Origin of the sequence: Rhizobium sp. L1K21 (assembly GCF_024055895.1) — a bacterium.
In the GTDB taxonomy this organism is placed as follows: Bacteria; Pseudomonadota; Alphaproteobacteria; order Rhizobiales; family Rhizobiaceae; genus Ensifer_A.
This window is the reverse complement of the sequence record NZ_JAMXLE010000002.1, coordinates 231139-242874: the sequence shown is the minus strand read 5'-3', so window position 1 is coordinate 242874 and position 11736 is coordinate 231139. Positions and strand designations below refer to the sequence as shown.

Genomic DNA, 11736 nt, shown 5'->3' with positions numbered 1-11736 from the left:
CAAATATAACGGTTCCGGAACGGTCTCTGGAGTATTTGCGTGTCCGTCGAGCTTTCGCCATCGCAGGCCTTGGGTCTGTGGCATCAGGTTGCCCTTCAACAGGTGCGTGCCGAAGCGCACGATCTGACGTTGCGGCAAACGGCTATCCTTCTGCACATCTATCTCATGCCGCCGCCGCATACCGTGCGCGGGCTGGCCGCCACGCTTGGCGTATCCAAGCCGGTGATTACCCGCGCGCTCGATTCCATGGGCGCCATGGGGCTCGTGGACCGCGAGCGCGATACGCAGGATCGCCGCAATGTGATCATAAAACGCACGGTCAAAGGGGCGCTTTACCTTGAGAAATTGGGTGACCTGATCATCGAGGAAGGTCATAAATTACCCCGCTGATACCTCGTTTTTGAACGCGCCGGAGAATGGAACAATGCTGGATCGAAGGCTGAACGCATTCCGCGCCGACCTTGCCGAAATCGGGCTCAAAGGCAGGGTGAACGCCGCCCGCTTCGTCGTTGGCGAAAAAGCCCGCGTCGTTGTGGCCGTTGCTGAACTGCGCAGCGAGCCGCATTTCAATGTCGGCGTCGATACCCAGCTTCTCTTCGGTGAAAGCGTCACGGTCTTCGAAATGAAGAACGGCTGGTCGTGGGTGAAAAGCGATATCGATTCCTATGTCGGTTACCTGCCGGATCGTTTTCTGGACGACGCAGGCGATAACCCCACCCATTGGATCACAGCCCCGCGCACCTTCATCTATCCCGAACCGGAATTGAAAACGGCGCCGGTTGGCGGTCTGTCCATGGGCAGCCGCATATCCGTGATCGAAGAACTGGAGCATCGCGGCACACGCTACCTCGTGCTGGAGGATGAGCGCGCGGTGGTTGCCGGTCACTGCAGGCCGCTGGGGGAAGTGGAGACCGAAGACTATGTCAGCATCGCCGGTCGTTTTCTCGAGACGCCCTATCTGTGGGGCGGGCGCAGCGGATTCGGCATCGATTGCTCTGGCCTCGTTCAGCTTGCGCTGCACATGACAGGTGTCGAGGCTCCCCGTGACAGCGACATGCAGGCCGCCGGCCTGGGTGTCGAAATTGCACCCGACGAAATCCGTCGCGGCGATCTCGTCTTCTGGAAGGGCCATGTCGGCATTCTCGAAGACAGCGAGACCCTTCTCCACGCCAACGGCCACACGATGAGCGTATCCCGCGAACCACTGCGGGACGCGATCGTACGCATTTCCTATCTCTATGGCGAGCCCACCGGCTTCAGACGACCTCAGTAACCAAGCTTGCGGTTCACCGTATGCTCGAGCGGCAGTCCATTTTCATGTCGCTCAATCTGTTCTTCCACATGCGCGAAAAGCGATCGGATGTCGGAATCCGCAGCGGTATGCGGCGTGATGAAAATGCCAGGGTGGCTCCAAAGGGCGCTGTCCTGCGCCAGGGGTTCGGCCTCGAACACATCAAGCGATGCGCCGCCGAGAATGCCCTCATCCAGCGCCTGAAGAATATCGGCTTCAACCTGACTTCCGCCGCGCCCCGCATTGACGAAAACCGGCTTTCCGAGGGCTCCGCCTTGCCTCAACGTTTTGAACAGGGCGAGATTGAACAGCCCGCGCGTGTCGTCGGTTAGCGGCAGCAGCCCGACAAGGATATCCGTTTGCGCCAGAAAGGCATCAAGCGCACCGGAATCAAACGTTTCCATGCCCTTCAGCTCTTTCTTGGTTCGCGACCAGCCGATGACATTGAAGCCCATGATCTGCAGCTTGAACGCCGCATCCTGCCCGAGAACGCCAAGACCCATGACGCCCACAGTCACCTCACGCGCTTCCGGCTGAGAAAGCGGGTTCCAGACGGCCTTTCTCTGCTGCGCGTCATAGGCTTTCATCTGGCGCAAATGCATCAGGCACTGCATAACCGCCCATTCGCTCATCCGCGTTGTCAGGCTGCGATCCACGAAACGCACAAGCGGCACATCCGGCAGGCCGGGCAGGTTCAGCACATGGTCCACACCGGCTCCGCCCGAAAATACGGCCTTCAGATCGGTTGCCCGCTCAAAGAGATCAGCATGCGGCTTCCACACAAGCGCATAATCAATGCCGCTGAGGTCACGGGTTTTGTGCGCAGCATCTGCAAGGTTGATCACCTCACGACCGGCAAAAGCCCCGGCGAGCGCCGCGCACATCTCAGCGTCACGAAATTTCAAATCGATAATGATAGGGCTTTTATTCACTGGCTTACTGCTTTGGAACGAATGGCTTTCAGGTCGAAGGCAGCTGCCATCAGCGCCTTGGTATAATCTTCCTTGGGTGCGGTGATGATCTGTTCGGTCGGCCCCTGTTCGACAACTTTCCCCAGCCGCATGACGATGATGTCATTGGCGAGCGCCCGCACCACCTTCAGATCGTGGCTGATGAACAGATAGGCCAGATCATGGGCCGCCTGGAGCTCGCGCAAGAGGTCGACCACCTGCGCCTGCACGCTCATGTCCAGCGCCGATGTCGGCTCATCGAGCATCACGAAGCGCGGTTTCAGGATCATGGCGCGGGCAATGGCGATACGTTGCCTCTGACCGCCGGAAAATTCGTGCGGATAGCGCCAGCGCGTTTGCGGGTCGAGCCCAACCTCCTTCAGCACGTCGCACACGCGCCGGTCACGCTCTTCCGGCGTAATGGACGGCTCATGAACGGCAAGCCCCTCGGCCACGATATCGCCCACCGTCATGCGCGGCGACAGCGAACCGTAGGGGTCCTGAAACACCACCTGCATGCGGTTTCGGAAAGGCTTCATCTCGGCAAAGGAATAAGCGCTGATATCCGTGCCGATGAACGCAATGCGCCCCTTGGATGAAATCAGCCGTGTCAGCGCCAGGCCCAACGTGGTCTTTCCGGAACCGGATTCGCCCACCACGCCCAAGGTCTGGCCCGCGCGAAGGTTCAGGTCGATCCCATCAACGGCCTTCACATAATCGGTGACCTTGCGCAGAAACCCGGTCTTGATGGGAAACCAGACCTTTATATCCTCCGCCTCAACCACAATCGGCTTTTCAGCGTCGGCAGGAGGTGCACTTCCTTTGGGCTCGGCAGCCAGCAGGTGGCGCGTATAGTCATGTTGCGGATTGTCGAAAATTGTCTCCACAGGCCCGCTTTCGACAATCTTGCCATTGGTCATCACGCAAACCCGGTCGGCAAAGCGGCGAACGATCCCGAGATCATGCGTGATAAACAGCATGGACATGCCATGCACATCCTTGAGCTCTTTCAAAAGCTCGAGTATCTGTGCCTGGACGGTCACATCAAGCGCCGTTGTGGGTTCGTCTGCAATCAGCAGATCGGGCCGGTTGGCAAGCGCCATGGCAATCATCACGCGTTGCCGCTGCCCGCCGGAAAGCTCATGCGGATAGGCTTTCAACCGTTTTTCCGGCTCACGAATGCCGACCTGATTCAAAAGCTCAAGCGTGCGCTTGCGCGCTGCCTCACCAGTGATTGCCTGGTGCAGTTCCAAAATCTCGCCAATCTGCCGCTCGATGGTATGAAGCGGGTTCAGCGATGTCATAGGCTCTTGGAAAATCTGCGTGATGTCATTGCCGCGCACCCCGCGCAGCACCTTTTCATTGGCATTCAAGAGGTCGACACCCTTGAAAATCACTTCGCCGGATGGGTGGCTGGCTGCCGGGTAGGGCAACAGCTTCAGGATGGAGTTGGCGGTCACCGATTTACCCGAGCCGGATTCCCCAACCAGAGCCACCACTTCACCCTTGCCGATTTCAAACGACACCTTATCGACGGCAAGCGAGGTCTTGCCGCCTTGATGAAATGCCACCGAAAGATCGCGAATGGTCAGAAGCGGCTCAGTCATCCAAACGTCTTTCTCGGGTCAAACGCATCGCGCACGGCCTCGCCAACGAAGATCAGCAGGGACAGCATGATCGACATGGTGAAAAAGGCAGTAAAGCCGAGCCACGGCGCCTGAAGGTTGTTCTTACCCTGCGCGATCAATTCACCGAGTGATGGCGAGCCGGGCGGCATGCCGAAGCCCAGGAAGTCGAGTGAGGTCAGCGTGGTGATCGAGCCCGATAGAATGAAGGGCAGGAAGGTCAGCGTTGCCACCATCGCGTTGGGCAAAAGGTGACGGAACATGATCGTGCCGTTGGAAACGCCGAGCGCGCGGGCTGCCCGCACATATTCGAAATTGCGCGCACGGAGGAATTCAGCCCGCACGATGCCCACGAAACTGGTCCATGAAAAGAGCAGCATGATCCCAAGCAGGATGAAGAAGCCAGGTGGCAAGATCGCTGCGATGATCAGCAGGATGTAAAGCACCGGCATGGATGACCAGATTTCGATGAAACGCTGCATCAACAGGTCCGTCCAGCCGCCAAAATAGCCCTGCACCGCCCCGGCTGCCACGCCGATAATGGCAGAGGCCACCGTCAGCGCCAGGCCAAAGAGAACCGAAATCCGGAACCCATAGATGATGCGCGCAGTCACGTCGCGCGCCTGATCGTCCGTTCCGAGCCAATTGAGATTGCCAAGCGTACAATCGGGGTCCTTGTCGCCTTCGGGATAGGCCGAGCAGACCTCGTCATCGCTCATGGTCCAGAAGGGCGGGGTGGGCGCTGAATGCGGAATATAGGAATTTACCGTGCCGTAGGAATAGCGGATCGGCGGCCAGATCATCCAGCCATTGGCATTGATTTCGTCACGAATATAGGGAGAGCGATAGTCGGTGACCGCGAGAAAGCCGCCGAATTTCTCCTCCGGATAGTCCACCAGAACGGGGAAAAGAATTTCGCCGTGATAGGACGCCACCAGCGGCTTGTCATTGGCGATCAGTTCGGCAAAAAGGCTGAGAACGAACAGGACCATGAAGATCCAGAACGACCAGTAACCGCGCCGGTTGGCCTTGAAGTTCTGCCAGCGTCGCTGATTGGCCGGCGATATCAGCGGTCTTTTGTGCGGCACCGTGTCGGCCACATCCACCATCGCTTCGGCCATCACACATCCCTCCGCTCAAAGTCGATACGCGGATCGACCAACGTATAGATGATGTCGGAGATCAGCCCGACAATGAGGCCGAGCAGCGAGAAGATATAAAGCGTTGCAAACACCACCGGATAGTCGCGTTTCACGATGGCAAAATAGCCGAGCCGCCCGAGACCATCGAGCGAGAAGATGTTTTCAATCAACAGCGACCCGGAGAAGAATGCGGTGATGAAGGCACCGGGGAAGCCGGCAATAATGATCAGCATCGCATTGCGGAACACATGTTTGTAAAGCACCTGTCGATCCGTCAGGCCCTTGGCTTTCGCGGTCACCACATATTGCTTGCGGATTTCATCGATGAAGGAGTTCTTTGTCAAAAGCGTTGTGGTGGCAAAGGCGGCCAGCGACAGCGAAATCAGCGGCAGTGTCAGATGCCAGAAATAATCGATGATCTTTTCATACCAGGGCAGTTCCCAGAAATTGTCGGATACAAGACCCCGGAGCGGAAACCAGTCGTAATAGGAGCCGCCGGCAAAAAGCACGATCAGCAGAATACCGAACAAGAAGCTCGGAACCGCGTAGCCAATGACAATGATGCCGGAGGTCCAGACATCGAACTTGGAACCATCCGAAACGGCCTTCTTGATCCCGAGAGGAATGGAAATGACGTAGGAAAAGATGAGGATCCACACGCCGAGCGACATGGACACAGGCAGCCGTGATTTGATCTGATCGATCACGGTCTCGTTGGAAAAGAAGCTCTCGCCGAAATCGAAGCGGGCATAATCCCACATCATTTTCAGGAAGCGCTCAAGCGGAGGCTTGTCGAAGCCGAATTGCTTTTCCAGCTTCGCGATCAGTTCCGGATCGAGCCCTTGAGAACCGCGATATTTGCCGGAAAAATCGTCCGTGGAGAAGTCTTGAACATCTGATCCGCCGGAAATACGCCCCTCTGCATTGCCGCCCTGTCCGGTCAGGTCAGCAATCACCTGCTCCACCGGCCCGCCGGGCGCAAACTGAACGACCGCAAAGGAGATCGCCATAATGCCGATCAGTGTCGGAATGATCAGCAAAAGACGGCGAAGGATATAGGCACCCATTCAGTGCATCTCCATCGTCGCGGTCGCTGGGCATGTATCAGTCGGCTTCAATCGGGTTTCTCCAGTCCGTTCATGCGCTGAATATACACTCTGTCTTACGCGAAGTTGGATTTTTGCCGTTTATTGCTTTTCAGCGTCTTTCGACCACCAGACAGTGGGGAAGCCGGTTGAGTAATAGGGAAGCTCGGGCAGGTGCGTGAGCTTGTTCCAATAGGCGATCTTTTCTTCCCCCGAATAGAACAGCGGCACAACATAGTGATGGGCCAGCAGCACCCGGTCGAGCGCCTTCACGATCGCCATCTGCTCCTCGCGTGTCTTGGTGCTCGTCAGCATCTTGATCAGCTTGTCGATGGCCGGATCGGCAATGCCGGCATAGTTCTTCGACCCCGACCGGTCGACCGATTGTGATCCCCAATAGTCGATCTGTTCATTGCCGGGATTCAGCGTCTGGGCCCAAACCGCCCAGATCATGTCATAGTCGAATGAGCGCACCCGGTTGATATATTGCGAGTCATCGACAGTGCGCATCGTGGCGGTTACGCCAATCTTGGCGAGATTGTCGACAAATGGTTTGACCGAGCGTTCGAGCGAGGGACTGGCAAGCAGCAATTCGAAATTCAAGGGCTTGCCGGTCTTGGTGTTCACCATTTGCCGACCCTTGATTTCAAAGCCGGCCTCCTTGAAAAGCGCAACCGCCTTTCGCAGGTTCTCACGCTCCTTCTGCGGCGTTCCGCCCACCGGGTTGGTATATGGCGTGGTGAAAACCTCCGGCGGCACCTCGTCTTTCATGCTTTCGAGGATTTCCTTTTCACGGCCCTCAGGCAGTCCGGATGAAGCAAGTTCGGTACCCCAGAAATAGCTGTCGACACGCTTCAGACCATTATAAGCAAGGTTGCGGTTCAGGCTTTCAAAATCGAGCGTATAGTTCAGCGCCTCGCGAACGCGTTCATCCTTGAAAATATCACGGCGCATGTTGGGAACCAGCGCCTGCATGACGCCAACAGCGCGCAATGGATTTTTCAATGTTTCGCGAATGACACGTCCGTCTTTCACGGCCTCGAAGTCGTAACGCGTTGCCCAGCGGCTGGCGCTGCTCTCGCGATAGTAATCGATATTGCCTGCGCGGAAGGCCTCGAATTCCACTTCGGGGTCGGTGAAATAGACATATTCAATCGTGCCGAAATTGTTTTCGCCAACATTGACCGGCAGATCCTTGCCCCAATAGTCGTCCCGCAACTGATAGCGGATCGTCGAGCCGGCTTCGGCGGAGACAACCTTGTAGGGACCGGAGCCCATCGGCAGTTCCAGCGTGGTTTTTGAAATGTCGCGCTGTTTGCCGCTGGCGTCGTTGCCCTCCCACCAGTGTTTCGGCAAAATGGGAAACTGCCCAAGAATGGCCGGCAGTTCGCGGTTGTCCTTTTCGTCAAAGCGGAATGTCACTTCACGCTCGCCGGTTTTTTCCGCAGAGGTCACGTGGCGATAGTAATTGGCAAACTGGATGCTGTTTTCCTTGGCGCTATTGAAGCTAAAAACCACATCCTCCGGCGTCACCGCTTCACCATCGGCCCATTTGGCTTCGGGGCGCAGCCGGAATTTCGCATAGGCATAATCGTCGGGATAGGCCACCGCCTCGGCAAGCAGCCCATAGGAAACATTCGCTTCATCCAGCGAATCCGTCAGCAACGTTTCATAGACGAGACCAGTGCCAGCTGCCGGGGTGCCTTTGTCGATCAGCGTGTTGAACGTGTTGAACGTGCCTTCCTCCGAGAGGCGCAGATTACCGCCCTTCGGCGCATCCGGGTTCACATAGTCGAAATGCTTGAAGTCCGGCCCGTATTTCGGCTCGCCAAAGGCTGCGACACCGTTTCGCCATTGAAGCTCTTGTGCGGAAGACATCGCCGGAAAAAGTAAATTCATGGTCATGGTGGTCAGCAAGCAGCCCAGCAGGCACATGACTTTCATTTTCATCCGGCATCCTCTCTTTTCATGAATCGCTGATATCCGCCCACAATAAGACAGAATTTAGCAAAAGACAGGCATTCGCGACGTAAATATCGCGAGAATCGCCATAACGCGCCCGCAAATGGGACGAGGGATTCACGCCAAAACTGTTTCGCGATAAACTTGAGGACAAATCACAGGCGAGGACATTTTGTGATGCGGCTATGCGGTAAAACGGTTTTGGGTTCTGCGCGGGCAGGGGTTTTTCTGCTTGTCAGCTTGTCGGCGGCTTTGCCGGCCATGGCCGACAATCGCGAGGCCAAACAGGCTTTTGGCCATGTTGATGCAGGCTCGGCTCAACCGCCCCAGCCCATCGGCTTTTATTCCAAGGGCTGTCAGGCCGGTGCCGTCCAGCTCCCCGCCAGCGGGCCGAACTGGCAGGCCATGCGCCTGTCGCGCAATCGCCGCTGGGGTCAACCGGAGCTGATCAGCACGATTGAAAAGCTCGCGCGGGATGCAGCACAAAAAGACGGTTGGCCCGGCCTTCTCGTGGGCGATATGTCGCAGCCGCGCGGCGGCCCCATGCTCACAGGCCACGCCTCGCATCAGGTTGGCCTTGATGTTGATATCTGGCTGACCCCGATGCCCAGCCGCTTGCTCACGGCTGCCGAGCGGGAAAACCTGTCGGCAGTTTCGGTTTTGAAGAAAGGTGCCTTTCTCACGCTTGACCGCAACATCTGGTCGCCCGCCCATGGTCGATTGATCATGCGGGCTGCATCTTATCCCGAGGTGGAGCGCATCTTCGTCAATCCGGCGATCAAGAAGGAACTTTGCGAAACCTGGAAGGGCAACCCGTCAATCCTCGGCAAGGTGCGCCCCTATTACAGTCACGACTATCATTTTCACATTCGCTTGTCCTGCCCGCCCGGCACGCCGAATTGCAAATCGCAGGCTGCAGTGCCTGCCGGCGATGGTTGCGACAAGCAGCTTTCATGGTGGTTCAGTGACGAGCCCTGGCGCGCGCCCGAGCCGCCCAAAAAAGGAACCACCCCACCAAAGCCGCGGGTTGTCACCGTTTCCGATCTGCCCAATGCATGCCAGGCCGTTCTGAACGCGGCTTCCGAACGCGCTGACGACAATATGGGCGTTCCGATCTCCGCCACGGCCTCCCTTGCGGCCGAAAAGGGTACACCGATCACCAGCCTTGCCTCGGCCGTTGATCTGCCAAAATCGCTGCCTGTCACACCGGCCAGCGTTCCAACCCCGGTTCCAGCACCTGACACGGCTGCAAGCGCGGATGGATTTGCCCCCGTTCCTTCAAACATTCCCATTCCGCTTGCCCGCCCGGATCGCTGACGGGCTTTTCAAACGGTGTCGAAGCCGGTAGATATCAAATCGATTTAAATCGAGCCTCCAGGAGGTTGAACGATGTCCGACAAACGATGCCTGGCGTTGATCGCCCATGACATGAAAAAAGACGATATGGTCGAGTTTGCCACCAATCACCGGGCCGAACTCTCTGGTTTTCGCCTTGTTGCGACCGGAACCACTGGCGGGCGTATTCTCGATGCATGCCCAGACCTTGATATCACGCCTCTCAAAAGCGGGCCGCTTGGCGGTGATCAGCAAATCGGTGCGATGATCGCCAATGGTCAGGTGCAGATGCTGCTTTTCTTCACCGATCCGCTGACGGCACTTCCCCACGATGTGGACGTGAAGGCATTGACACGCCTTGCCACCGTCTACGACATTCCCATGGCGCTCAACCGCGCCACAGCAGAACTTCTGATCAGGGTATTTTAGCCGCCGACGCGGTATGAGTGAAAAGAACATGATCCATAATGCCATGCCATTTCCCATCCTCATCGGTGATATCGGTGGAACCAATGCGCGCTTTGCAGTTCTGGAAAGCGTCGATGATACGCCTGATAATTATATAACGGCCCAGACCGCCGATTATGCCACCATCGACGATGCGATCCGCACCTGTATCCTGGACAAAGGCGCTCGCCCGAAGTCGGCCATTCTCGCCGTCGCTGCGCCCATTGATGGCGATGAGGTGGATCTCACGAACTGCCCCTGGATCGTGCGGCCGAAAACGATGATTGCGGAAATGGGCTTTGAAGAAGTTCTCCTGGTCAACGACTTCGAGGCACAAGCGCTTGCCGTGGCAGCTCTTGGGCCAGAACATCGCCAGCTGATCGGTGGCCCCAATATCGCACCGGTTTTGTCGCGCGTCGCATTGGGTCCAGGCACGGGGCTCGGCGTTGCCGGTCTCATCCATGCGCAGGATACCTGGGTACCGGTGCCGGGCGAGGGCGGTCATATTGATATGGGACCGCGCAGCGCGCGCGACTACCAGATATTCCCCCATCTTGATACGATTGAAGGCCGCATCTCCGGCGAGCAACTGCTCTGCGGGCGCGGTCTGATGAATATCTATCGCGCCATTTGCGCCGTGGACGGCGTCGAGCCGGTGCTGAAAACGCCCGCCGAAATCACCGCGAACGGGTTGCCGGGCGGAGAAAATGCGCAGGCGTGCGAAACCGTGTCGCTGTTTTCCACCTATCTCGGCCGGATTGCCGGTGATCTTGCGCTCATTTTCATGGCGCATGGCGGGGTCTATCTCGCCGGCGGCATTTCGCTGAGGATCATACCCGCACTCAAAATGCCGGAATTCCGCGCCGCGTTCGAAGACAAGGCACCGCACACCCACCTGCTGCGCGACATTCCCACCTATGTCATCACCCACCCGATGGCAGCCCTTGCCGGACTTGCCGACTATGCGTGCAATCCTCTTCGTTTTGGCATTTCAACGGACGGACGCTATTGGCGAGCCTGAATTGAGCCTCTATAGAAGCTGCATTAGCTGAGAGAGGAAATGCGGGAGAGCCAATGCCTGAAACGGATATGAAACTCGTCGTCGTCGGTGCAGCCGGTCGCATGGGCCAAACGCTTGTGCGCGCGATCCATGACGCCAAGGGCGTCACCGTTTCAGCTGCCATTGAACGTCCCGGCTCGCCCTTTATCGGTCAGGACATGGGCGAGGTGGCAGGCATCGGCCCTCTGGATGTCAAAATCACTGACGATGCGCTGACCGCATTTGCCGCAGCAGACGGCGTGATCGATTTCACCCGGCCCGAGGCAACCGTTGAATTTGTGGCTCTGGCGGCGCAGGCGCGCATTGTCCACATCATCGGCACAACAGGCCTCAGCGAGGACGACGAGAAGAAAATCGAAGCGGCATCCCGCCACGCCCGTATCGTCAAATCCGGCAATATGAGCCTCGGCGTGAACCTGCTCGGCGTGCTCGTGCGTCAGGCTGCAGCAGCGCTTGATGCAGCCGATTGGGATATTGACGTCCTCGAAATGCACCACAAACACAAGGTCGATGCGCCCTCTGGAACAGCCTATCTTCTCGGTCTTGAGGCCGCCAAAGGCCGCAATATCGACCTGAAGGAAAAGGCCGTCACCGTGCGCTCCGGCATCACCGGTCCGCGCGAGGAAGGCTCCATCGGTTTTGCCACGCTGCGCGGCGGCGGTGTCGTCGGCGAACACTCGGTCATTTTCGCCAGTGAAAACGAGACGATCACCCTGTCGCACCGCGCCATGGATCGCTCGCTTTTTGCCAGCGGTGCCATCAAGTCCGCGCTCTGGGCGCGCGACAAGAAGCCCGGTCTTTATCACACGCTCGATGTTCTCGGGCTTTCAAGTTAAGGC

General features: G+C 57.6%; 11 protein-coding genes. 6 read left to right on the top strand and 5 right to left on the bottom strand.

From position 1 onward, the window contains the following. Positions 1 to 39: 39 nt before the first annotated feature. Positions 40 to 390 (top strand): MarR family transcriptional regulator, encoded by a 351-nt coding sequence (locus NHF56_RS13630; RefSeq protein ID WP_252805413.1) that lies wholly within the window; start codon positions 40 to 42, stop codon positions 388 to 390. Positions 391 to 424: 34 nt separating this feature from the next. Next, positions 425 to 1273 carry an NlpC/P60 family protein gene (locus NHF56_RS13625; RefSeq protein ID WP_252805411.1) on the top strand — a complete coding sequence of 283 codons (849 nt, stop codon included), beginning with the start codon at positions 425 to 427 and terminating at the stop codon, positions 1271 to 1273. On the opposite strand, the gene NHF56_RS13620 is transcribed toward NHF56_RS13625, so the two are convergent. The 5 genes from NHF56_RS13620 to NHF56_RS13600 form a co-directional block, all read right to left on the bottom strand. Further along, positions 1267 to 2175, bottom strand: a complete 909-nt coding sequence (locus NHF56_RS13620; RefSeq protein ID WP_252805929.1) for a glyoxylate/hydroxypyruvate reductase A — start codon at positions 2173 to 2175, stop codon at positions 1267 to 1269. The genes NHF56_RS13625 and NHF56_RS13620 overlap by 7 nt on opposite strands. 44 nt (positions 2176 to 2219) lie before the next feature. Next, positions 2220 to 3848, bottom strand: a complete 1629-nt coding sequence (locus NHF56_RS13615) for an ABC transporter ATP-binding protein (protein WP_252805409.1) — start codon at positions 3846 to 3848, stop codon at positions 2220 to 2222. Next, a complete protein-coding gene (locus NHF56_RS13610) occupies positions 3845 to 4975 on the bottom strand; it encodes an ABC transporter permease (RefSeq protein ID WP_373456314.1) in 1131 nt (376 codons plus the stop codon). The genes NHF56_RS13615 and NHF56_RS13610 overlap by 4 nt, the downstream gene beginning before the upstream one ends. Before the next feature lie 11 nt (positions 4976 to 4986). Further along, positions 4987 to 6075 carry a microcin C ABC transporter permease YejB gene (locus tag NHF56_RS13605; protein ID WP_252805406.1) on the bottom strand — a complete coding sequence of 363 codons (1089 nt, stop codon included), beginning with the start codon at positions 6073 to 6075 and terminating at the stop codon, positions 4987 to 4989. Between the two features lie 120 nt (positions 6076 to 6195). Continuing rightward, positions 6196 to 8043 (bottom strand): extracellular solute-binding protein, encoded by a 1848-nt coding sequence (locus NHF56_RS13600; RefSeq protein ID WP_373456307.1) that lies wholly within the window; start codon positions 8041 to 8043, stop codon positions 6196 to 6198. A gap of 189 nt (positions 8044 to 8232) precedes the next feature. Here NHF56_RS13600 and mepA point away from each other — a divergent pair, with 189 nt between their 5' ends. The 4 genes from mepA to dapB all read left to right on the top strand — a co-directional run bounded on the left by mepA (position 8233) and on the right by dapB (position 11733). Further along, on the top strand, positions 8233 to 9372 hold the full coding sequence (gene mepA / locus NHF56_RS13595) for a penicillin-insensitive murein endopeptidase (RefSeq protein ID WP_373456306.1): 1140 nt from the start codon (positions 8233 to 8235) through the stop codon (positions 9370 to 9372). Between the two features lie 72 nt (positions 9373 to 9444). Continuing rightward, positions 9445 to 9819, top strand: coding sequence for a methylglyoxal synthase (locus NHF56_RS13590; RefSeq protein ID WP_252805403.1), 375 nt, complete (start codon positions 9445 to 9447; stop codon positions 9817 to 9819). Between the two features lie 13 nt (positions 9820 to 9832). Beyond that, entirely contained in the window at positions 9833 to 10858 is a 1026-nt protein-coding gene (locus tag NHF56_RS13585) for a glucokinase (RefSeq protein ID WP_252805401.1), read from the top strand. A 53-nt stretch (positions 10859 to 10911) separates the two neighbouring features. Then, on the top strand, positions 10912 to 11733 hold the full coding sequence (gene dapB, locus NHF56_RS13580; RefSeq protein WP_252805399.1) for a 4-hydroxy-tetrahydrodipicolinate reductase: 822 nt from the start codon (positions 10912 to 10914) through the stop codon (positions 11731 to 11733). The last annotated feature ends 3 nt before the right edge of the window (positions 11734 to 11736 follow it).